18 protein-coding genes are annotated in these 21,402 nt (G+C 73.8%); 8 read left to right on the plus strand and 10 right to left on the minus strand.

Annotated features, from left to right (window positions below; translation table 11 throughout):
* Nucleotides 1-158: 158 nt before the first annotated feature.
* Entirely contained in the window at nt 159-812 is a 654-nt protein-coding gene (locus ACH4EB_RS17720; protein ID WP_398348432.1) for a TetR/AcrR family transcriptional regulator, read from the minus strand.
* A gap of 187 nt (nt 813-999) precedes the next feature.
* Nucleotides 1,000-2,178 (minus strand): CapA family protein, encoded by a 1,179-nt coding sequence (locus ACH4EB_RS17725; protein ID WP_398348433.1) that lies wholly within the window; start codon nt 2,176-2,178, stop codon nt 1,000-1,002.
* 163 nt (nt 2,179-2,341) lie between these two features.
* Here ACH4EB_RS17725 and ACH4EB_RS17730 point away from each other — a divergent pair, with 163 nt between their 5' ends.
* Complete coding sequence (locus ACH4EB_RS17730) at nt 2,342-3,289, plus strand: aminoglycoside phosphotransferase family protein (RefSeq protein ID WP_398348434.1); 948 nt, start codon at nt 2,342-2,344, stop codon at nt 3,287-3,289.
* 3 nt (nt 3,290-3,292) lie between these two features.
* Here ACH4EB_RS17730 and ACH4EB_RS17735 read toward each other — a convergent pair whose 3' ends face one another.
* From ACH4EB_RS17735 to ACH4EB_RS17745, 3 genes are all read right to left on the minus strand, one after another.
* On the minus strand, nt 3,293-3,586 hold the full coding sequence (locus ACH4EB_RS17735) for a hypothetical protein (RefSeq protein ID WP_398348435.1): 294 nt from the start codon (nt 3,584-3,586) through the stop codon (nt 3,293-3,295).
* Between the two features lie 55 nt (nt 3,587-3,641).
* Nucleotides 3,642-5,765 (minus strand): restriction endonuclease, encoded by a 2,124-nt coding sequence (locus ACH4EB_RS17740; protein ID WP_398348436.1) that lies wholly within the window; start codon nt 5,763-5,765, stop codon nt 3,642-3,644.
* A gap of 161 nt (nt 5,766-5,926) precedes the next feature.
* Nucleotides 5,927-6,355 (minus strand): MarR family winged helix-turn-helix transcriptional regulator, encoded by a 429-nt coding sequence (locus ACH4EB_RS17745; RefSeq protein ID WP_398348437.1) that lies wholly within the window; start codon nt 6,353-6,355, stop codon nt 5,927-5,929.
* Nucleotides 6,356-6,499: 144 nt separating this feature from the next.
* Here ACH4EB_RS17745 and ACH4EB_RS17750 point away from each other — a divergent pair, with 144 nt between their 5' ends.
* The 4 genes from ACH4EB_RS17750 to ACH4EB_RS17765 all read left to right on the plus strand — a co-directional run bounded on the left by ACH4EB_RS17750 (nt 6,500) and on the right by ACH4EB_RS17765 (nt 10,352).
* Nucleotides 6,500-7,819, plus strand: a complete 1,320-nt coding sequence (locus ACH4EB_RS17750; RefSeq protein WP_398348438.1) for an aldehyde dehydrogenase family protein — start codon at nt 6,500-6,502, stop codon at nt 7,817-7,819.
* Nucleotides 7,820-7,940: 121 nt separating this feature from the next.
* Nucleotides 7,941-8,780 carry a triose-phosphate isomerase family protein gene (locus ACH4EB_RS17755; RefSeq protein ID WP_398348439.1) on the plus strand — a complete coding sequence of 280 codons (840 nt, stop codon included), beginning with the start codon at nt 7,941-7,943 and terminating at the stop codon, nt 8,778-8,780.
* Between the two features lie 10 nt (nt 8,781-8,790).
* The gene (locus tag ACH4EB_RS17760) at nt 8,791-9,267 is read left to right on the plus strand and encodes an RpiB/LacA/LacB family sugar-phosphate isomerase (RefSeq protein ID WP_398348440.1); all 477 of its coding nucleotides are present in this window, start codon (nt 8,791-8,793) and stop codon (nt 9,265-9,267) included.
* A gap of 71 nt (nt 9,268-9,338) precedes the next feature.
* Nucleotides 9,339-10,352: a zinc-dependent alcohol dehydrogenase family protein gene (locus tag ACH4EB_RS17765; RefSeq protein WP_398348441.1), complete on the plus strand. Its 1,014-nt coding sequence runs from the start codon at nt 9,339-9,341 to the stop codon at nt 10,350-10,352.
* Between the two features lie 328 nt (nt 10,353-10,680).
* On the opposite strand, the gene ACH4EB_RS17770 is transcribed toward ACH4EB_RS17765, so the two are convergent.
* Nucleotides 10,681-12,588, minus strand: coding sequence for a protein-arginine deiminase domain-containing protein (locus ACH4EB_RS17770; RefSeq protein WP_398348442.1), 1,908 nt, complete (start codon nt 12,586-12,588; stop codon nt 10,681-10,683).
* A 170-nt stretch (nt 12,589-12,758) separates the two neighbouring features.
* A complete protein-coding gene (locus ACH4EB_RS17775; RefSeq protein ID WP_398348443.1) occupies nt 12,759-14,309 on the minus strand; it encodes an AMP-binding protein in 1,551 nt (516 codons plus the stop codon).
* A 382-nt stretch (nt 14,310-14,691) separates the two neighbouring features.
* On the opposite strand from ACH4EB_RS17775, the gene ACH4EB_RS17780 reads away from it, so the two are divergent.
* Nucleotides 14,692-16,554, plus strand: a complete 1,863-nt coding sequence (locus ACH4EB_RS17780) for an alpha-L-fucosidase (protein WP_398348444.1) — start codon at nt 14,692-14,694, stop codon at nt 16,552-16,554.
* Nucleotides 16,555-16,610: 56 nt separating this feature from the next.
* Complete coding sequence (locus ACH4EB_RS17785) at nt 16,611-17,234, plus strand: TIGR03086 family metal-binding protein (protein ID WP_398348445.1); 624 nt, start codon at nt 16,611-16,613, stop codon at nt 17,232-17,234.
* A 90-nt stretch (nt 17,235-17,324) separates the two neighbouring features.
* Here the strand turns inward: ACH4EB_RS17785 and ACH4EB_RS17790 are convergent, their stop codons facing one another.
* Together ACH4EB_RS17790 and ACH4EB_RS17795 are read right to left on the minus strand one after the other, a co-directional pair.
* A complete protein-coding gene (locus tag ACH4EB_RS17790; protein ID WP_398348446.1) occupies nt 17,325-17,495 on the minus strand; it encodes a hypothetical protein in 171 nt (56 codons plus the stop codon).
* Between the two features lie 353 nt (nt 17,496-17,848).
* A complete protein-coding gene (locus tag ACH4EB_RS17795) occupies nt 17,849-18,724 on the minus strand; it encodes an Fpg/Nei family DNA glycosylase (RefSeq protein WP_398348447.1) in 876 nt (291 codons plus the stop codon).
* A gap of 96 nt (nt 18,725-18,820) precedes the next feature.
* Here ACH4EB_RS17795 and ACH4EB_RS17800 point away from each other — a divergent pair, with 96 nt between their 5' ends.
* Nucleotides 18,821-20,242 carry a lipase maturation factor family protein gene (locus ACH4EB_RS17800; RefSeq protein WP_398348448.1) on the plus strand — a complete coding sequence of 474 codons (1,422 nt, stop codon included), beginning with the start codon at nt 18,821-18,823 and terminating at the stop codon, nt 20,240-20,242.
* Here the strand turns inward: ACH4EB_RS17800 and ACH4EB_RS17805 are convergent.
* Nucleotides 20,139-21,224: a tetratricopeptide repeat protein gene (locus ACH4EB_RS17805; RefSeq protein WP_398348546.1), complete on the minus strand. Its 1,086-nt coding sequence runs from the start codon at nt 21,222-21,224 to the stop codon at nt 20,139-20,141. The genes ACH4EB_RS17800 and ACH4EB_RS17805 overlap by 104 nt on opposite strands.
* Between the last annotated feature and the right edge of the window lie 178 nt (nt 21,225-21,402).

A 21,402-nucleotide genomic window follows, 5' to 3' on the forward strand; every position in this document is an offset into this window, starting at 1 on the left:
GCAGGGGCGTGCGCCCTGGGTCGGACGTTCACCTAACGCCCGTAAACTTACATGCGTAATGCACGGGTGCGACGGTGGGGGTGGGGTGATGTCCGGGGTGCGGCACGCCGCGTCGACGGGGTGCCGGAATTGACCGGGGCGCTCCCGAAGCGCCCGGTTCAGACGCTCTCGCCCGCTCCGGGTGCCGGCCCGTCCCGCTCCATCAGCAGGTGCAGGATCTCGTCCACGTAGCGGTACAGCCGCTCGGCGTCCTTGCGGCTGGGCATGACCTGCCACAGCATGACCCGGCCGTGCACCGCGGCCCACAGCACGTACGGCGCCTCCTCGCGGGTGCCGCGCACCCGCCACCCGGCGGCCTCGCACGCGGCGAGGGCGTCGTGCAGGCCCCGCACCAGGCGCCCCGCCGGGTGCCCGGCCAGCCGCTCCGGTTCGACCGGGGTCTGCCGGGTCTCGTACAGGAGGCGGTACTTGGCGGGGTGGTCGACGGCGTAGCGGCAGTACGCGCGCAGTTGGGCGCGGAGCAGATCCACCGGATCGTCGGTGTCCGCCGCCGCCGACGCCTCCGCCATCGCCGCCCGCAGCCGCTCGTAGCTGACCTCCAGCGCGGCCCACACCAGCTCGGTCTTGTCGGAGAAGTGCCGGTAGATGCTGGGGGCGGCGACGCCCGCCGCGCGGGCCACCGCGCGCAGCGACAGGGCGTCCTCGCTGCCGACCTCTTCGAGGAGGCGCTCGGTGGCGCGCAGCAGCTCCTCCCGCAGGCGCTCGCCCTGCCCGCGCGGATTGCGGGACCGTACGGCCGCACTCTCACCCACCGCTGTCACGCCCCTTCCGCGTCGCACGCCGCTGTCACCGTCCGCCGGGCGGGGCAGCCGCCCGGTGTGCCCGCGTCCGTGGTGCTCACGACCGGTCCGGGCCGGTCTTCAGGGTTTCACATCGCGGAAGGCTCCCGTACCCGGCCGTCACCCGGGCGCCGCCCCGACGCGCCCGGCCGCGCGCCCGTCACCGGCCCATCGTCAGCCCGGCGCCCTCCGCTCCCCGGCTGAGGACGGCCTCGCGGATGCCGTCCCGTACGTCGGCGCGGTCCCCGGTGGCGGCGAGGTTGACCATGCGCAGCGGGGGCCCGTGGGCGGAGAGCTGGGGGATGTACTCGGCCTTGGTGACCCGCCAGCGCTCCCCGTCCTTCGCGGGCGGCTCGAAGCGGAAGCGGGCGATGGTGCCCCAGTTGCCGCGCGGGCTCTCCATGATCCCGGCGATCTGGTCGCCCATCCCGTAGACGACCCAGGTGCCGTTCAGCTTCTCGTACGGCTGCGGGGTGTGGGCGTGGGTCCCGATGACGAGGTCGATGTCGGGCCGGCCGCGGGTGCGCGCCCGGGTGAGCGCCTCGGCGACCTCGATCTGCTGCGCGTCGGGCTCGGTCCGGTACTCGGTGCCCCAGTGCGGGCTGACCACGACGACGTCGGCCCCGGCCCGGCGGGCGGCCCGCGCGTCCGCGACGATCTTCCCGGCGTCGAGGAGGCCGACGGTCCACGGTCTGCCCTTCGGCTGCGGGACGCCGTTGGTGCCGTACGTGTACGACAACTGGGCCACGCGCGCCCCGCCGGGCGCCTTCAGCAGCGCGGGCCGGCCGGCCTCGGCGGCGTCCCGGGCCGAGCCGGTGTGCTTGATCCCGGCCCGGTCCAGCGTGTCGAGGGTGCGCCGGACGCCTTCGGCGCCGTCGTCGAGGGTGTGGTTGGAGGCCGTGGAGCAGGAGTCGTAGCCGGTGGCCTTGAGCGCGTCGGCCACCTGGGGCGGCGCCTTGAAGGCCGGGTAGCCGGTGAACGGCCCGCCGTCGGGGCCGAAGGGCGTCTCCAGATGGCAGATCGCCAGGTCCGCCCCCTCGATCACCGGCTTCACCCCGGCGAGGATGGGCCGGTAGTCGTAGCCGTCGCCGCCGGCGTCCTGGCGCGCCGTCTCCAGCACGGACGGGTACGAGGCGATGACGTCCCCGGACGCGGCGAGGGTGAAGCCCGCGGAGGCCCGGTGGACGGAGTGCTGCGGCGCGCCGGGCGCGGAGGCGGACGCGCGGCCACCAGGGCCGGAGGCGGGGCGCGCGGTCCGTCCGGTGCCCTCCTGGGCCGCGCAGCCCACGGTCAGCGATATCAGGAGCAGGGCGGCGCCGTACGGTCGGTACTGGTTCATGCCACACGCATAACAGCCCAAACATGTCGATAAACCGATTAATACCCTGGCGACACCGCTGGTCCCACGCCACCGCCCGACCGGTGCGCACCGGCTCGCGCGGACCGGCACAGGCCGCATAATCCGTTCGGGCCGGCGCGCGCCACCCGGCTAAGGTGCCCGGATGGCACGAGCCCCGCTGAGCGACGACCTGTTCCCCGCCGACCTGCCCGTGTACGCCACCGTGGGCCGCACCCCGGACGGGCGCGCGTGGCTGGACCGGCTGCCCGCCACCGTCCGGGCCGTCCAGGAGCAGTGGGGCCTGCGGCTCGGCGCGCCCCTGCACGGCGGTAGCTGCTCATGGGTCGCCCCCGTGCAGCTCCCCGACGGAGACACCGCGGTGCTCAAGGTGACCTGGCCGCACCGCGAGGCCGCCGGGGAGGCGACGGCCCTGCGCGCCTGGGACGGCAGCGGCGCCGTACGGCTGCTGCGCCACGACCGGGAGCGGTACGCGCTGCTGGTCGAACGCTGCACACCGGGCGCGGAACTGGGCGGCAGTCCACTGCCCCCGGCCGAACGGCTGCTGCTGGCCGCCGGCGTACTGCGCGAGCTGTGGACCGTGCCCGCACCGCCCGACGGCGCACTGGAGCGGGTCGCCGACGTGTGCGCCGAATGGGCCGGCACGATCGAGGACCGGATGGCCCGGATCCGGCCCGGCTACGACCCCGGCCTCGTCCGGCTCGGCGCCCGGCTGCTGCGCGAACTGCCCGCCACCGCCACCCGCGAGGTCGTGGTGCACGGCGATTTCAACCCCGGCAACCTGCTCTCCGCGCAACGCCGTCCGTGGCTGGCCATCGACCCCAAGTCCATGGTCGGCGACCCCGGTTACGACCCCTGGCCGCTGCTGGAGCAGATCGACGACCCCTTCGAGTACGACGACCCGCGCCCGGTCCTGCGCGAACGCTTCACGCTGGTGGCCGACGCCCTCGGCGAGGACCCGGCCCGGCTGCTGGCGTGGGCGGCGGCCCGCACCGTGGAGAACGCCCTGTGGTGCGCCGCCCACGACGCCATCGAGGACGGCGCGGAGGAGCTGGAGGTGGCGGCGGTGCTGGCCGCGCTGGCAGGGCTGTGAGGCTCAACCGAAGTGGCGGAACAGTACCTGGAGGCAGCCCTCCAGGCTGCTCTGCAACACGCCCGGAGTCAGCTCGTCCCGCCCCAGCTCCCGCCACGGCCCCCCGACCTTCCCGGCGTCCGGAGCGAACCCGAGCGCGTCGAGGACGCGCCAGTACAGGCGATCCGCCGGATTTTCGACCCCGGCCGGGACGCGCACCCGGTGGACGCGGAGGAGTTGGCGGGCCAGCAGCGGCGTACGCCGGGCCGCCTCCTCCTCGTCCACGCGCACGCTGCCGGGCAGCAAGGACATCAGCAACGACGGGTGGTCGCAGTGCGCGGCCGTGGCGCCGGGGTGCCGGGCTGCCGGGGGCTCAGGCGACCTCGATTCCGTGCTCCTGCACCAGCGCCTCCAGGCCGCCCTCATAGCCCTTGCCGCCGATGACGAAGTCCCAGTCGCCGTTGGCGCGGCGGCGGAACGAGCCGAGGACCAGCGCGGTCTCGCCGGCGCGGCCGTCCGAGACCTCCAACCGGCCCTGTTCGGCGCCGGATTCGTCGACGAGGCGGATGCGCGCGTCGGTGAAGCCGGACAGGTCGGCGTGCGGGTCGGCCTCCGGGTCGATGGCGGCGACCAGGACGAGCCGGTCGGCGGTGGCGGGCAGCGCCTCGAAGTCCACCTGCATCGCGGCCCGGTCGGGGGCGAAACCGGAGAGCATGCGGACCGTGCCGTCGGGGGTGCGCGGGTTGTTGTAGAAGACGAAGTGGTCGTCGCTCAGGACGCGGTTGCCCTGGCAGACCAGTGCGCAGACGTCCAGGGCGACGCGGCCGGACCAGTTCATGCCGAGGATGCTGCCCGCGGCGCCGTCCTCCTCCGGAGTCCGCGGCGCCCGCTCGGCGCGCTCCCCGGCGGGCGCCTGCCGCTGGGCCGGGGCCGGGGCGTCACCGAGGCGTCCGCGCAGACCGTGGCGGGCCAGCAGCCCGACCAGCTCGGGACCGCTGACGAGCGTCAGCGGTTTGCCGTTGGCGAAGGCGTGCGCGCCGGGCCCGAAGCGGGACGTGGTCACCAGGACGCCCTTGTTGGCGCCCTCGGACTGGACGGTGCCGAACAGGTCGCGCACGGCGGTCGGCGGCACGGTGTTGCGGTAGCGCTTCACCTGCACGATGATCTTGCCGCCCCGGATGGGGTCGGAGTCCAGCGCGTCCACGTCCACCCCGCCGTCCCCGGAGCGCCGCGTCGTGACGGCCTGCATGCCCATCGCGCGGAACAGCTCGGCGACCAGCCCCTCGAAGGCGATCGGGTCCATGGTGAACAGGTCGGGCTCCGCCGTACCGCCGTGCGTCACCACGCCGCCGCCGACATCGCCCGGCTGCCGGGCCGGCCGGACCGCGGCCCGCTGGTCGGGGCGCGCCGACAGCCGGCCGCCCAGCCCGTCGGTGAGACAGTCCACCGCGCTGACCTGCGCCAGGTGCAGTTCCTCGAAGGCGTCCCTGGGGGCGGTGACGGTGGCCAGGCACACCTGCGCGGGGCGCCCGGTGGCCGGGTCCACGTCGTCGACGAATCCGTTGACCACCACCGAGTCGAGCGTGCGGTACGGGTCCGCCGCGAACAGGTCGCGCACCACCAGCAGGACGGACTGGGCCAGCACGTCGCGGTAGGCCGCCCGCCGCTGGGCCGCCGGCCGGGCGACGTCCTTGTCCTGGTCGGCGGCGTACAGGTAGCGCACCGACCTGGCCGCGGGCACGATGTCGAAGCCGGGCAGCTCCCAGTCCAGTACGAGCCGGCGGGCCGCCGCGTCGTACGCGGCGTGCAGGCGGCGCGGGAACCCCTCCGGGCGGCCGGTGGCGGCGTACAGCGCGGCGGAGAAGTACTCCACCACCGCGCCGGGATCGCCGCCGCGCAACCCCGTCAGCAGTTCCTCGACCGCGGCGTTGTGGCTCCTGATCTCCGCCAGCCGACCGGCGGCCCACTGATCGTACTGGAGCCGGTACTCCTCCAGTTGACGCAGGCGCTGCGCCTCCGCCGCCCGGGCGGCGTGCCAGTCGTGCTCGTAGCGGGCCCGGGCCTCTTCCTGAGCCTGCGCGCGGCGGGCGCCGCCGAGGCTCCAGCCGGCGGCCTGCGGCTGGTAGGCGGCCGGGTCGGGCATCGGTACGGGCACGGCGAGGCGGCCGGGCGCGAACGCCTCGACGTACTCGGGACGGCGCAGCGCGTCGGCGGTGAAGGCCGGGGCCCGGCAGCCGTCGGCCAGCAGGCCGGACAACTCGGCCATGCGCGCGTCCAGTTCCTCGGTGCGGCGGCGGGCGTCGGCCTCGCGCTGCTGCCGGTACGCGGTCTGCCGTTCGCGCTGTATCCGGGCCATGGCGCGCTCGGTGTCGCGCTGTTGCCGCTCCTGGTCGCGGCGGGCCTGCTCGCCGGCCCGCCGCTGCGCCTCCTGGCGGCGCTGCTGCTGGCGCTGCGCCTCGGCCCAGACGGCCACCAATCCGTTGGAGCGGCGACTCATGTGGATCTACGTCCTCCCCTGGGGCGCACGGACCCGCGTCCTGCGGCAGCCCACCCCGAACAGCCCGCACCGGCCCATCCACCAGCGGGTATTCATCCGACTTTAGCGGGATCCCGACGGGCCGTCCCCCGCCGGGGCGGGACTGCCCAACGTGCCGGACCTCAGCGGCCGAGGAGCGCGCCCAGGCGTTCCAGCAGGGGCAGCAGGGCGGTGCGTTCCTCGGGCGTGAGCGCTTCGAGGGCGCCGCGCACGGCGTGCATGTCGGCGCGCACCCTCAGAGCGAGCGCCCGGCCCTCCTCGGTGGCGGTGACCACCTTGCTCCGGCGATCCCGGGGGGCGGCCTCGCGCCGTACGAGCCCGCGCTCCTGCATGCGGGCGATGAGCCGGGTCGCGTTCGAGGCGTCGCAGACGAGGTGACCGGCGAGCGCGCTCATCGAGAGCGGCTCCTCCAGGGCGATGAGCGCGCGGGCCTGCGCGGTGCTCAGGCCGTGCCGCAGCGCGGCGGCGGCGAGGTCGTCGTAGTAGCCGCGGACCGTGCGGGCGAACGGCGGGAGGAGGTCGTCGGGGGTGGGCCGGGTGGTGTCGGACACGCGGCCAGGATAACCGGTTACTTGACTTACGCAATCGTTGGTATTTACATGGAACAGTGCTTGACCTTGTCAAGCGACCAGCTCCGGGCGCGGCCTCACCACCCGCCACCCGGCCCGCTCCACCCCGTACGCATCGGAGACACCATGACCAGCAGCACCCCCGAGCAGCCGGACGCCGTGGTCGCGCGACTGCGCGCCACCTTCCGCACCGGCCGCACCGCTTCCCCGGAGTGGCGCGCCGACCAGCTACGGCGGCTGCGCGCCCTGCTCACCGAGCACGGCGCCGACCTGGCCGCGGCCCTGTACGAGGACCTGGGCAAGGGCGAGGCCGAGGCGTACCGCACCGAGATCGACTTCACGCTGCGCGAGATCGACCACACCCTCGACCACCTGGCGCAGTGGCTGCGGCCCGAGCCCGCGCCGGTACCGCCCCACCTGAGCGGCGCGGAGGCGTGGACGGTGTACGACCCGCTGGGCGTCGTCCTGGTCATCGCGCCCTGGAACTACCCCCTGCAGCTCCTGCTCGCGCCCATGGTGGGCGCCCTGGCGTCCGGCAACTGCGTGGTCGCCAAGCCCAGCGAGCTGGCGCCCGCCACCTCCGCCGCCGTGGCCCGTCTGCTGCCCCGCTTCCTGGACGCGGACGCCGTCGCGGTGGTCGAGGGCGCCGTCCCGGAGACGACGGCCCTGCTGGAGCAGCGCTTCGACCACATCTTCTACACGGGCAACGGCACCGTCGGCCGCATCGTGATGGGCGCGGCGGCCAGGCACCTGACCCCGGTCACCCTGGAGCTGGGCGGCAAGTCGCCCGCCTTCGTGGACCGGGACACGGACGCCGACGCGGTCGCGGCACGGCTGGTGGCCGGCAAGTTCCTCAACGCGGGCCAGACCTGCGTGGCGCCGGACTACGTCCTGACCGACCCGCGGACGGCGGCCCGCCTGGAGCCCGCCCTCGCCCGCGCCGTCACCGCCCACTACGGCGACGACCCGGCCACCGCGCCGAACTACAGCCGTATCGTCAACGAGCGGCACTTCGACCGGCTGGCCGGCCTGCTCGGCTCGGGGCGCACCGTCGTGGGCGGTACGCACGACCGGAGCCGCAAGTACATCGCGCCGACCGTGCTCGGCGGTGTGGCACCCGACGCCCCGGTGATGCGGGAGGAGATCTTCGGGCCGATCCTGCCCATCGTCGAGGTCGAGGACCTGGACGCGGCCATCGCCTTCGTCAACGACCGGGACAAGCCGCTGGCGCTGTACGCGTTCACCCGATCCGCCGAGACCCGGCGGCGGTTGACCGAGGAGACCTCCTCGGGCGGCCTCGGCTTCGGCCTGCCGGTCGCCCATCTGACCGTGTCCGACCTGCCGTTCGGCGGCGTCGGTGAGAGCGGGATGGGCCGCTACCACGGCCGGTACTCGATCGAGACGTTCAGCCACCGCAAGGCCGTCCTGTCCAAGCCCCTGGCCTGACCGGCGCACCCCAGCCCCACCTCTCCCCACCTGCCCCCAGAAAAATCTCGCGAGACTGGGAAACATAACGTCTTGATCTGAGAACTTCACATGTGCTTTTGTTTGAAGCATCATGAACGACGTGATCCCTGAGAACTCGACGCCGATGGCGGCCCGGTCCTCCGGGGCCTTCGGGCCCCCGGCAGCGGGCCGCCGCCCGGTCGTCGGTGTATCGCTGAAGCTCTACTTCGGGCTGGCCGCGACCCGGAAGTGGCTCGCGGACGTGGCCGCCCTCCGGGGCGCCCTGGCGGCGCTGCCCCGGCCCGTCGACCTGTTCGTCCTGCCGGCCTTCCCCGCCCTCGCCGACGCCCGGGAGCTGCTGGCCGGAACCGGCGTGGGGTACGGCGCCCAGGACGTGCACTGGGCCGAGACCGGCGCGTGGACCGGTGAGGTCTCCGCGGGCATGCTCGTCGAAGCGGGCGCCCGGTACGTCGAGGTCGGGCACGCGGAGCGGCGCCGCCACTTCGGCGAGACGGACGAGACCGTGGCCGCCAAGACCGGCGCCGCCGTCCGGGCCGGTCTGGTGCCCGTCATCTGTGCGGGCGAGCGACACGACGGCGGCCCCGCCCGCGCCGTCGAGGAGACACTGATCCAGGTACGGGCCGCCCTCGGCGGCGCGGGGCCGGGCAGCGAGGTGATCGTCGCGTACGAGCCGGTCCGGGCGATCGGCGCCCGCGAACCGGCGCCCGCGCAGCACGTACGGACGGTGGCCTCGGCCATCGGCACCTGTCTGCGCGACCACGGCGTGCGGGGCCGGGTCGTCTACGGCGGAGCCGCCGGGCCCGGCACCTTCGGCCCGCTGGCCGGCAGCGTCGACGGCCTGTTCCTGGGCCGGCTCGCGCACGACACCGGCCGGCTGCGCCAGGTCCTCGAAGAAGTCGCCACGGCCACCGCGCCCGCCCCGCTCGACCTTCGCCCCTAGGGAGTTCACCGTGCAGGACACGTACCGCATCGCCCTCGGCGCCGACGACGCCGCGACCGCCATGAAGGACGCGATGGCCGCGTACCTCATCGAACGCGGCCACCGGGTCACCGACCTGAGTGCCGCCGACGGCGAGGACTACCCGGACGTCGCGGAGCGGGTCGCACGCGGCGTCGCGCGCGGCGAACACGAGCGCGCCGTCCTGGTCTGCGGCACCGGCATCGGCATGGCCATCGCCGCCAACAAGGTGCCCGGCATACGGGCCGCCCAGATCCCGGACAGCTACAGCGCGGAGCGCGCCCGCAAGTCCAACGACGCGCAGATCGCCTGCTTCGGCAGCCGCACCATGGGCATCGAGGCCGCGCTGGTGTGCCTGGAGCACTGGCTGGTCTCCGACTTCGCCGGGGGCGGTTCCGCGCCCAAGGTGGAGAAGATCAAGCAGGTCGAGTCACGCAACCTGACGTCCCCGGGCGTGCCCGCGGCCTGAGAGCCGGTGCCGCACCCCGGGCCGGGCGCCCTCCGCCCTCTCCCCTCCCCCTCCGAAAGGCGGTCACGACCATGCGCGCAGTTGTCATCGAGGAGCCGGGCAAACTGTCCGTCAACCGGGTCCCCGGCCCGGTGCCCGGCCCGGACGACGTGGTCGTCAAGGTGACCGCCGCCGGGCTGTGCGGCACCGATGTGCACATGCTGGCAGGCGAGTTCGGGCCGACGCGGTACCCGGTCGTCCCCGGGCACGAGTTCTCCGGCGAGGTCGTGGCGGTGGGCGCGGCGGTGACCGGTCTCGCCGAGGGCGACGCCGTCGCCGCGGACCCGGCGGTCTACTGCGGTACGTGCCACTTCTGTTCCATCGGCCACGGCAACCTCTGCGAGAAGTGGGGCACCATCGGCATCACCATGGACGGGGCCGCCGCCGAGTACGTCAGGGTCCCGGCCGGCAACTGCCACCGCCTGCCGGAGAGCGTCGCGCTGGAGCACGCCCCGCTGATCGAGCCGCTCTCCACCATCCTGCGGGGCTTCGACATCGTCGGCCCCAAGCTGGGCGACCACTTCCTGATCTACGGCGCGGGCACCATGGGCCTGCTCTACCTCCAGGTCGCCCAGCGCGCCGGCGCCGCCTCGGTCTCGGTGGTGGACATCAACGAGGACCGGCTGGCGGTCGCCCGTCAACTGGGCGCCGACGCCGTCGCCACCAGCGCGGACGACCTGGCCGCCGGCCATCCGCTCGGCTGGCAGGTGGTCACCGACTGCACCGGCAACGTACGGGCCATCGAGGACGGCCTGACCCGGCCGATCCGCGGCGGTACGTTCCAGCAGTTCGGCTGCGCGCCCGACCAGGAGATGGCACGGTTCTCGCCGTTCCGGATCTACAACGACGAGATCCGCGTCGTCGGCAGCATGGCGATCCTGCACACGTACGGCCGGGCGGTCGAGATGCTGGGCAAGGGCGTGATCGACTGCGAAACCATGATCACGCACCGCTTCGGGCTGGACCAGTACGCCCAGGCGCTGAAGACCTTCGAGCGGGGCACCGGCCGCAAGCTCCAGATCGTCCCGAACGGGCCGGTGGACTGAGCGGGCAGCGCTCCAGTACCGCCGCGGCACCGACGTACGTCTCCGGGCGGCCACGCTTCACACGGCCCCAACCCCAACCCCGGCCCCGGCCCCCGTTCGGCGTGCCTCCCCTCGGAAGATGCTCGTCCGCCCGCTGAAGTAGTCGCCCACTGCGAGGTCCTGAGGGAGGGTCGGGCCTGCGGGGTCCCGGTCCAGCAGGTCGCGGGGCAGGGCGCTCGACGTGGGGTTGTCGACCGACACCAGGCCGGCGAGGAAGCCGAAATGCGGTGGGCTGTGACGGCACGCGGTGGCGGGTCCGGGCCGGGGGCAGGACCCGCCACCGCCGTTCTCAGCCGGCCGGAGGTGTCCACCAAGGGCGGGAGGTGTCGCGCAGGGTGTTGGTCCCGCAGTGCACTTCGCCGCCGCCCGCGTGGTACGTGTGGAAGTCGTCGATGTAGGAGATCCGCAGCCCGGCACGCCGGTAGGCGCGCGTCACCGCTTCGGCGAACACGTCCTTGCCGTCGATGACCGGGCCCCACTGCCGGGGGGCGAGGTAACGGTCCGGACCCAGCAGCACGCCGTTGACGGCGCCGGGAAGGTACGCGCCGGTCTCCACGGCGCTCCGTGCCGTGGCCCCGAGGCCCTGGCGCTGACCGTGGCGCGCTGCCGCCGGTGGCGCGTCCGTGCCGCCCATCCGCTGGAGCCGCGGCACCCGTACGCCTTCCTGGTCGGTCGCGCTGCCGCGGGTGAACAGGGCCGGGACGCGCACCACCTCCGCGTCGGTCACCCCGGTGGCCCGCCGCAGGATCTCCAGGTTGGCCTTGATGCGCCGGGTGGCCAGGGCGTTGTCGGCCCGCAGCGTCGCGGACGCCAGCGCCTGCGCGATGGTCTCCTTCGGCGCGGGCGACCGGGGGGCGTCGGGTGCGGAGAAGACCCGCTCCGCGCCGTGGCCCGCGGCCGCGGCGGCCCGGAGGATCTTCATCCCCGCCTCGGGGTCGGCGACCCCGATCGTCCAGCCGCGCCCGGTGGCGGCGGGCAGGAACTGTACGAACTCGTCGACGTGGCCCACGGCCAGCCACGAGGTGTCGAGCAGCAGCGGGCTCTGCGCGCCCTGTGCCTCCAGCAGCTCGCGCATCGCCGCGGCCGGCTTGGCCCCGCTGTCCTGCCGCTCGCCCATGATGACGCGCCCGGCGGGGAACGACCTGCCCTGGTGGGTGTAGGGAGGGATGGTCTCCAGGTTGCCCATGGAGTCCAGCGACGGGTCCGCGGAGGGCTCGGCGCCCCACAGTTGCACCACGCCGACGCCGGGGCCGCGCATCTTCTCGAACAACTGCCGGCCCGCTTCGCGGAGGTCCTGGGCCGAGCGCAGCATGATGCGCAGGGACCGCGGCCTGCCGCCGGGTCCCGGCATGCTCGCGTACGCGGGCTCGACGAAGTCCTGGGCCCAGACGTCGGGATACTTCGTGAACATCACCGGCGGCTCGGTGATGCCCGCCCGCGCGGCCTCCGCGTCCAGTTGCCGGACGAACTCGCGCTGCGCAGCCGCGTACGCGCCGCCTCCGGACAACCGCGTCACCAGCAGCCTTTGTGCGCGCTGAAGGTGATGGTGGGTCAGCAACGGGGCCACACGGAGCGCCACCCGGTCGCTGCTGCGGGTGCCGCCGGACGTGACGGTGAGGTCGACGTGCGCGGTGCCGTCCCACCGGGCGCGGTCCCGTACGACGTCCTTGCCCTCCAGGCCCAGCTCGACTCCCGCGCGGAGTTCGGCGGCGGACAGCCGGGTGGCGGGGGTGACCGGTTCCCAGCCCGCCGGGCGCTTGAGGAACAGGCGCACCTGGCGTGCCCCCGAGGTGACGCGGACGGTGCCCGTCGCCCCGTCGGCGGCGTTCGGCACGGGAACCGTGCGCAGCCGCGCCAGGTCCTTCTCGTCCTCTTTGCCGTCGACCTTCTCGTCCGAGGCGTCGTTGCAGCGGTCGAGCTGTGCTTCGGGCAGCGGCTTCCCGTCGGGGCCGATGGTGCGGCACCGCTCGGCGTCGTCGTCGATGTTGGGCAGGAACACCGCTCCGCGGTCCGGTGTCCACCGTTCCTCGCCGGCTTCGTCCGACAGGCCGGTGACGTCGACCACGCCGTCACGGTCGACGTCGGCCCGTAAGTCCGCTCGTACGGGGACGGGTTGCGCCGCGACGGGCACCGCGGGGAGGAGCACCGTACCCACCAGCGCCACGGCCACGGCGGTGCGTCTGGATCTCGTACTCACCTTACGTCCCTTCTCGGTCCGACCGGTTGTCCGGGAAGAGGGCGCACGTGAGCCACGGGTTGCCTGCGCTGTGGCGATCTTTTCGGCCATCGCGGCAAGGCGGCCGGGTCCGGGACCGGCGTACGGTTCCGGGGCCCGGCGACGCCGCCGGCGACGTGACGCGGCGCAGGTCAGATGGGGCGGTCGTGCCCGGCCCAGTACGGCGCGCGCAGCCGCCGTTTGAACAGCTTGCCCGACTCGTCGCGCGGCAGGCTGTCCTCGAAGACCACGACCTTGGGCACCTTGTACGAGGCGAGCCGGTCGGCGACGTGGGCGCGTACGTCCTCGGCGGTCAGCCCGGCGCCCGGCTCCCGCTCGACGTGCGCGGCGAGCACTTCGCCGAACTCCTCGTCGGGGATGCCGAAGACGGCCACGTCGCGCAGCCCGTCGAGGACGAGCAGACAGCCCTCGATCTCCGCCGGGTAGATGTTGACGCCGCCGGATATCACCATGTCGTTGCGGCGGTCGCTGAGGTAGAGGTAGCCGTCGGCGTCGAGGTGGCCGATGTCGCCGATCGTGACGTAGCCGGGCATCCGCTCGGCGTCCATCGCCGCGCGCTTGGCGGGGTCGCCGAGATAGGTGAACTGCGGCCAGGTGTCGGACGGCTTGATGTAGACCTCGCCGGTCCGGCCGGTGGGCAGTTCGGTGCCGTCGGGGCCCACGATCACCACCGAGCAGGTCCCTTCGGCCCGGCCGACCGTGCCGGGGTGCGCCAGCCATTCCTGACTGTCGCACCAGGTCACGGCGCCGGTTTCACTGCCGCCGTAGTACTCGCGCAGCACCGGGCCCAGCCAGTCGATCATGGCGTGCTTGATGTGCGGCGGGCAGGGTGCGGCGGCGTGCACGACCGAGGTGAGCGAGGACAGGTCGTAGCGCTCGCGGACCTCCTTGGGCAGCCGCAGCAGCCGTACGAACATCGTCGGCACCACCTGTGCCTGCTGGATGCGGTGGCGTTCGACCAGCCGCAGGAACTCCTCGGCGTCGAAGCGCGGCATCAGGGTGATGTCCAGGCCGCCGGCGAGGGCGAGGACGGCGTGCTGGCTGGGTGAGGCGTGGTAGAGCGGTGCGGGGATCAGGGTGCGGCCGCCGGGCTCCACGGCGAAGTACTCGAAGAACTTCGCCACCGCCTCGGCGAGCTGCTCCTCGCCGACCGGGTCGCGCAGTACGCCCTTGGGCCTGCCGGTGGTGCCCGAGCTGTAGATGACGGTGGACGGCCGGCGGGCGGCTTCCCCGGCGAGCGGCGGGTGGCCGGCCAGCCAGGTGTCCAGGAGGGGATGCTCGCCGGTCACCGGCGGGGGCGGGAAGCCGCAGGCGGCGGCGGTGCCGGCGGGCACCGGCACCTCGATGAGGCGGGCCCGGTCCGGCAGGGCGGCGGCGACGCCCGGCAGCAGGTCGGTGTGGGCGAAGACGACCTTGCTGTCGCTGTCGCCGAGCACATGGCGCAGCTCGTCGTGCCGGAAGTGCCAGTTGACGGGGACGGCCGAGGCGCCCAGCCGGGCCGCCCCGGCGGCGATCTCCAGGTGCGCGGGCTCGTTGCGCAGCACGATCGCGATCCGCTCCCCGGGTTCGACGCCCAGGGCGCGCAGCCCGGCGGCGATGCGGGCGGCCCGTTCGTGGAACACGGGGTAGCTGTGCTCCACTCCGGCACAGCGGATGGCGGGCGGCGGGACGGCGTCGTCCATGTAGCCTCCAGACAGTTGCGGCTCGCGCCCATTGAACAGGCGGTTCCGGCAGCCCGCCAGGGTGCTGACGGGTTGTCAGCACGGAATCGGGACAGGGCGGCGGGGGCGGATCCGGCGGGGTGCGGAAGGGGCACACGGGAGAGCGGAGGCGCGCCGCCGGGTGATCACCGGCGGTGTGAGGTCCGAGGTATACCGCCCGCACAGCCGCCAACCCTCCGTATCCGGCCGGGGTTTCCCGGGCGAAGCTCCGATGTCCGGCCCGTCGCAGGGCTTCCGGCGGGGCCGCGGCGGCTGCACCATGCGGGATGGCACACCAGGCATGCACCTGTCCGGCTGGAGCGGGCGGCCGGCCGGCCGGTGACCGACCGAAAAGGAGCATGTGATGCGCAGCCGCACCACCGGACCGGCCCGGCTCCTCGGCACCCTGGGCGCGGCCACCGCGCTGCTCGGCGCCCTGCTGACCGGCGCCGGCACCCCGGCCACGGCCGCCGCGGCCCCCGGGCCCGGCCCCGCCGCCCGGCACCAGGCCGGCGGGCCGGGCACGAACCACGCCGTCGACGACCCCTTCGTCTCCGAGCGCACCTCGTGGTGGCGCCACGACCGCTTCGGCATGTTCATCCACTTCGGCGCGTACTCGAACCTGGAGGGCGAGTACACCCGGCCCGACGGCACCGTCTGCCGCAACGCCGAGTGGATCAAGCGGCAGTGCGCCGTCCCCACCGATGTGTACGAGCGGCAGGCCGCGACCTTCGACCCGGCGGCGTTCGACGCGAGAGCGGTGGTCAGGACCGCCAAGGAGGCGGGCCAGCGCTACCTCGTCATCACGGCCAAGCACCACGACGGGTACGCGATGTGGCCGACCCGGCAGAACCGGTGGAACCTGCGCGACCACTCCGCCTTCGACCCGCACCGCGACATCCTGGCCGAGCTGAAGGAAGCCGCCGACGCGGCGGGCGTCAAGCTGGGCTTCTACTACTCGATCTGGGACTGGCACGACCCCGACTTCCCCTCCCCGGCGACCTTCCCGCGCTACAAGAAGCGGATGTACGCCCAGCTCAAGGAGTTGGTGGACGGATACGACCCGGCGCTGCTGTGGTTCGACGGCGAGTGGGACGCGGACCGCCCCGTCAACCGCTGGTCGCCGCGGGACGGCGCCGACCTCCAGGCGTATCTGCACCGCCTCGACCCCGGCCTGATCGTCAACAATCGGGTCGGCAAGAAGCGCGTCGTGGACGGCGACTACGGCACACCCGAGCAGGAGATCCCCGCGGAGCCCGTGGCGGGCCGGCTCTGGGAGAGCTGCATGACGCTCAACGACCACTGGGGCCACGCCCGGTACGACACCCACTGGAAGTCCACCGCCACCGTCGTCCGCAACCTCCTCGCCGTCGCCGGGCGCGGCGGCAACTACCTCCTCAACGTGGGCCCGGACCGGCACGGCCGCATCCCGCAGCCGTCCGTGGACCGGCTCCGCGCCACGGGCCGCTGGCTGGCCGCTCACGGGCAGGGCGACGCCGTGTACGGCGCCGGGCACACCGGGCTGGTCGGCGAGCCGTCGTGGGGCACGGTCTCCCGCAAGGGCGACGCCCTGTACGCGTCCGTCACCGCCTGGCCCGCCGCCGGGACGTCCCTGCACCTGACCGCCAAGGCCCCATTGCGCATCATGTCCGCGCGCGTCCTGGGCAGTTCACGGAAGGTCACCGTCACCCCGGCGGGCGACGGCTTCGACCTCACGCCCTCCGGCCCGCCCACCGGACCCGAGGCGACCGTCATCCGGCTCGCCGTCCGGCCACCGGCCGCCGCCCCCGCCGGTCACGGCACCGGGCTGACGGCGCAAAGCTGGGCGAACGACCGCTTCTCCGGCCCGCCCGCGGTGACCACCATCGCCCCGGTGGTCAACGTGGCCTACCGCTTCGACGGCTCTCCCGCCGCGAGCATCCCGGCGGACCACTTCGGCACCCGCTGGACCGGCACGATCCGGCCGCTCCACAGCCAGACGTACACCCTCACCACCGTCTCCGACGACACCGTACGGGTGTGGGTGGACGGGCGGCTCGTCATCGACGGCAGCCGCCCGCACGGGCCGCGCACCGACCGGGCGGCGGTCGCCCTGACCGCCGGGCACCGGCACGCGCTCCGCGTCGAGCACACCGAGCGGACCGGCGAGGCGTACATGAAGCTGCTGTGGTCCGGTCCGGGCCAGGAACAGCAGATCGTGCCGCGCGGCGCGCTGTATCCGTCGTGAGGGCGACCGTGCGTCGCGCCGGGTGGCCGCCGTATCCGCTCCTATCCTCGGTGAGCATGAGCCAACACGAAAAGGACAGGAACGGTCCCGGTACGGAAGGGGCCGCTGATCACGCCGAGATCCTGCGCCGGCACGGCGAGGCCATCGCGCTGTTCGGCAGCCGGGTCCGCCGGGTGCGCGACGACCAGTGGGACGACCCGACACCGTGCGAGGCGTGGTCGGTACGCGATCTGGTCGGGCATCTGACCGTGGAGCAGTTGTGGGTGCCCCGGCTGGTGCGGGACGGTGCCACGATCGAGGAGGTCGGGGACGCGTACGACGGCGACCAGCTCGGCGCCGACCCGGCCGGCGCCTGGGACCGGGCGGCGGTGGCCGCGGTCGCGGCGTTCTCCGAACCCGGCGCGCTGGACCGTACGGTGCACCTGTCGTCAGGGCCCGGCACGGCTGCCGCGTACTGCTCGCAGATGATGCTGGACGCGGTGGTCCACTCCTGGGACCTGTCACGGGCGATCCGCGCCGACGAGCACCTGCCGCAGGAGCTGGCCGCCGCCGCACTGCGGGAGGTCGAGCCGTACGCGGACGAACTCGCCGGCACCTCGATGTTCGCCGACCCGCTGCCGCCGCCTCCCGGCGCCGACGACCTCACCCGGCTGCTGTGCCTGCTGGGCCGCCGGCCGTGAGGCCCGCCGACGCCGGACCCGGCGCCGGCCGGCCGGAGACCGCGGGCCGGGTGCGGTCCGCGGACCGGTCGGCCGGTACGGCGGGCCCGGTCAGTCGATGCCGCGGAAGATGTGGGTCTCGGTGGGGTCGTCGTCGCAGCCGGCGATTCTGACCGGGACGCAGCGGTCCCAGACCTCCAGATTGCGGACTTCCTTGATCCGACCCGGCCGCTCGCCCGGCTTGGGCCGCGGCTGCTTGCGTTGCGCGTTTTCCAATGCCACCACGCACTCCTTCATCGAGGGAACACTTCCGACGCGGTGGCGCCTTCGCACAAACCGGGATGTCGGCCAGGGTGTGCGGCGCTTCCCGCGACGGGCCAAGGGTGTTGGCATCTACCGAACAGGTCGTCCGTCGTTCACCAGATTAGCGACCGCGACCGGCGCGCGCTCGACATTTACCGGATATGAAGTCAAGTCGGGGAGAATGCCTAGATTCCGGCTCGCCCCGCGGGCCGGTCACCGCACCGCCTCCGGCGGGCCCCGCGGCCCCGCCCGCCCACCGGCCGGCGCCTTCCGGTTGCCGCCCGCCGTTCACCCGGTTGCCGTACACGCTGCCCTACAGAGGCCGGGTCCCGCTACTTCAGCAGCCGGGACATCCGCCGGTCCGCCAGCAGCTTGCCCCCGGTCTGGCAGGTGGGGCAGTACTGGAGGGACGAGTCGCTGAAAGAGACCTCGCGGACGGTGTCACCGCAGACCGGGCACGGCTGCCCGGTCCGGCCGTGCACCCGCAGCCCGCTCTTCTTCTCCTTCTTGAGCTGCCCGGCCGCCACTCCTCTGGACCGTTCCACCGCCTCCCGCAGCGTGTCCCGTACGGCGGCGTGGAGCCGGGCCGTGTCCTCGGGGCCGAGCCGGGCGGCGGCCTTGAAAGGGGACATGCGGGCCACGTGCAGGATCTCGTCGGAATAGGCGTTGCCGATACCGGCCAGCACACTCTGGTCCCGCAGTACGCCCTTGATCTGCCGCCGCTCCCCCTTGAGCAGGGCCGCCAGGGCCTCCTCCGTGAAGTCCGCGGCGAGCGGGTCGGGACCGAGCCGGGCGACGCCGGGGACCTGTGCGGGGTCGGTCACGCAGTAGACGGCCAGCCGCTTTTGCGTACCGGCCTCCGTGAGGTCGAAGCCGGGCGCCGGCCCGGCCCCTTCCGCGCTCAGGCGGACGCGCAGCGCCAGCGGGCCCTTGCCGGGGCGCGGCGGGGCGTCGGGCAGGGCGTCCTGCCAGCGCAGCCAGCCGGCGCGGGCCAGGTGGATCACCAGGTGCAGCCCGCCGACGGTGAGGTCCAGGAACTTCCCGTGCCGGGCCACCGCCGTGACCGCACCGCCTTCGAGGGCGGTCAGCGGCGGGTCGTACGTCTTGAGCACGTTGACGGCGGTCGGCTGGGCGCCGGCCAGGACGCGGCCGACGGCGTGCCCGTCGAGGAATTCCCGCAGGGCTTCGACTTCCGGCAGTTCGGGCATGGCTCCAGCCTGCACGGTGCGGCGGTCCGGTACATCTCGTGCGCGCCGCGTGCCGGACGGGCGGCCGGGTGCCCCCGCGGTGCTAGCAATGGTCCTGTGGACTGGTTCACGGAGAGCGACGCATGGCTGGGGCGGCTGGTGTTCCAGCGGATGCTGGCCGTGCTGTATCTGGTGGCGTTCGTGGCGGCGGCGCGGCAGTTCCGGGCGCTGATGGGCGAGCGCGGGATGACGCCGGTGCCGGACTTCCTGCGCCGGGCGCCGTTCCGCAAGGCGCCCTCGGTGTTCCACTGGCGCTACTCGGACCGGTTCTTCGCCCTGTGGTCCTGGGCGGGGGCCCTGCTGGCCGCGGCCGTGGCCGCCGGGGCGGCGGACGCGGTGCCGCTGGGGGCGGCGATGGCGATGTGGGCGGTGCTGTGGGCGATGTACCTCTCGATCGTCAACGTCGGACAGACCTGGTACAGCTTCGGCTGGGAGTCGCTGCTGCTGGAGACCGGCTTCCTGGCCGTCTTCCTCGGCAACGACGACACGGCGCCGCCGGTGCTCGTGATGTGGCTGCTGCGCTGGCTGCTGTTCCGGGTGGAGTTCGGGGCCGGTCTGATCAAGATGCGGGGAGACCGCTGCTGGCGCGATCTGACCTGTCTGTACTACCACCACGAGACGCAGCCGATGCCGGGCCCGCTGAGCTGGTTCTTCCACCGGCTGCCCAAGCCGCTGCACCGGGTGGAGACGGCCGCCAACCACGTCGCGCAACTGGGCCTGCCGGTGCTGCTGTTCACGCCCCAGCCGGTGGCCACCTGGGCCGCGCTGGGCATCGCCGTGACGCAACTGTGGCTCGTGCTGTCCGGGAACTTCGCCTGGCTGAACTGGCTGACCGTCGCCCTGGCCCTGTCCGCCGTGGACGTCCCCCGGAGCACCGGCGCGTCCGCGTCCGCCGCTCCCCCGGTCTGGTTCGCGGTGCTGACCGTGGCCCTCACGGTCTTCGTCGCCTTCCGCAGCTACCGTCCGGTCCGCAACCTGCTGTCCCGGCAGCAGCTCATGAACACCTCCTTCGACCCGCTGCACCTGGTCAACTCCTACGGGGCCTTCGGCAGCGTCACCCGCGTACGCCGGGAGATCGTGATCGAGGGCACGGACTCGGCGGTGGCCTCGCCGGACACGGTGTGGCGGGAGTACGAGTTCCGGGGCAAGCCGGGCGGGGTGCGGCGGCTGCCGCGCCAGTACGCGCCGTACCACCTGCGTCTCGATTGGCTGATGTGGTTCGCGGCGCTCTCCCCCGGCTACGCGCGGAGCTGGTTCGGGCCGTTCGTGGAGCGGCTGCTGGAGAACGATCCCGACACGCTGCGGCTGCTGCGCCGCAACCCGTTCCCGGACGCGCCGCCCGCGCTGGTGCGGGCCCGGCTGTTCCAGTACCGCTTCACGACGTGGCGGGAACTGCGGGAGACCGGAGCGTGGTGGCACCGTACGGAGCTGCGGGACTTCCTGCCGCCGACGGGAGCAGCTCCGCGCGGAAGGCGATGACCATGTCCCGGGCGTGCCGCAGCCCGATCCGTGCGAAGTCGCGCTCCAGCTCGTCCAGTGCGGCGAGCGTCCGGTCCTGCGAGGCGCCGAGCCGGGAGCGCGACTTGACCAGTCCGAGGCGGGACAGGGCGGTGCCGCGCGGCTCGCGCATGGCCTCGAACTCGCGCAGCGCCCCGGCGTAGACCGCGCGGGCCTCGGCGTAACGCCCGGCCCGGAAGAGGACGTTGCCGCGCATCTTGTGGTTGTAGGCGAGGGCGCTCGCGAGGTCCATGGTGCGGCAGATCGTCTCGGCCTCGGTGAGCAGGGCCAGGGCGCGCTCCGTCGCGCCCTGTACGGACAGCACGTCGGCCACGCCGCGCAGCGACCAGGCGCGGCCCCGTGCGTCGTCGCCGTCGGCGGCGATCCGCGCGGACTCCTCGAACAGCTCCAGGGCCTTGGCGTACCCGCCCGTGTTGCGGTGCATCTGGGCGATGCCGGACATCGCCCACACCATGTGGCGGGTCTCGCCGTGCGCCCGTGCCTGTTCGAGGAGTTGCTCGTGCAGGTCGGCGACGGCGGCGTAGTCGCCCTGTATCCGGCCGGTCTCGGCGAGTCCGGCGAGGGCGTAGCCGTGCGCGAGGCGGTCGCCGCCCTCGTCGGCGAGAGTGACGGCCAGGGCCAGCAGCCTGCGGGCCAGCGCGAGGGCGCCGCACTGCCGGGCGAGCGTGCCGCCGCTCCACAGGGCCCAGGACATCGCGCCGCGGTCCCCGGCGGCGCGGGCGCTGCGGTAACTGTCGCGCCAGGCCGTGCGGGCGTCGTCCACCCGCCCCAGGCGCCGGCCGGCCTCGGCGACGGCGAGTGCGGCCCGGGCGCGCTCCAGGTCCGTGCGGGCGTCGCGCCGGGCGCGGCGGGCCGTGGCGAGCACGTCCTCGTAGGACGAGTTCACGTTCAGGGCCGCGCCCAGCTCGCCTTGGTACTCGGGGGCGAATGCCTTGCCGTACATGTTTTCCGTGGCCTCCTGGTCGCGCCTGTGCTTGATCACGAAGCTACGGAAGGAGGGGGGTGCGGCGAATCCGTCCACGGATTGGTCGTGCCGTATGCCTCCGGTCCTACGCGAGGGGGACGCGTCATCATCGCGGTGTACGGGCGGTCCGGCCTTCGGCGGACCCGGCCGCCCGGAC

Source organism: Streptomyces sp. NPDC018045 (assembly GCF_044327445.1).
In the GTDB taxonomy this organism is placed as follows: domain Bacteria; phylum Actinomycetota; class Actinomycetes; order Streptomycetales; family Streptomycetaceae; genus Streptomyces.

Excerpts from the sequence above, each read along its gene's own strand:
- ACH4EB_RS17805 (WP_398348546.1), bottom strand. The coding sequence starts at position 21,224 with ATGTACGGCAAGGCATTCGCCCCCGAGTACCAAGGCGAGCTGGGCGCG.
- ACH4EB_RS17775 (WP_398348443.1), bottom strand. The coding sequence starts at position 14,309 with ATGGACGACGCCGTCCCGCCGCCCGCCATCCGCTGTGCCGGAGTGGAG.
- ACH4EB_RS17780 (WP_398348444.1), top strand. The coding sequence starts at position 14,692 with ATGCGCAGCCGCACCACCGGACCGGCCCGGCTCCTCGGCACCCTGGGC.
- ACH4EB_RS17795 (WP_398348447.1), bottom strand. The coding sequence starts at position 18,724 with ATGCCCGAACTGCCGGAAGTCGAAGCCCTGCGGGAATTCCTCGACGGG.
- ACH4EB_RS17765 (WP_398348441.1), top strand. The coding sequence starts at position 9,339 with ATGCGCGCAGTTGTCATCGAGGAGCCGGGCAAACTGTCCGTCAACCGG.
- ACH4EB_RS17785 (WP_398348445.1), top strand. The coding sequence starts at position 16,611 with ATGAGCCAACACGAAAAGGACAGGAACGGTCCCGGTACGGAAGGGGCC.
- ACH4EB_RS17740 (WP_398348436.1), bottom strand. The coding sequence starts at position 5,765 with ATGAGTCGCCGCTCCAACGGATTGGTGGCCGTCTGGGCCGAGGCGCAG.
- ACH4EB_RS17730 (WP_398348434.1), top strand. The coding sequence starts at position 2,342 with ATGGCACGAGCCCCGCTGAGCGACGACCTGTTCCCCGCCGACCTGCCC.
- ACH4EB_RS17725 (WP_398348433.1), bottom strand. The coding sequence starts at position 2,178 with ATGAACCAGTACCGACCGTACGGCGCCGCCCTGCTCCTGATATCGCTG.
- ACH4EB_RS17750 (WP_398348438.1), top strand. The coding sequence starts at position 6,500 with ATGACCAGCAGCACCCCCGAGCAGCCGGACGCCGTGGTCGCGCGACTG.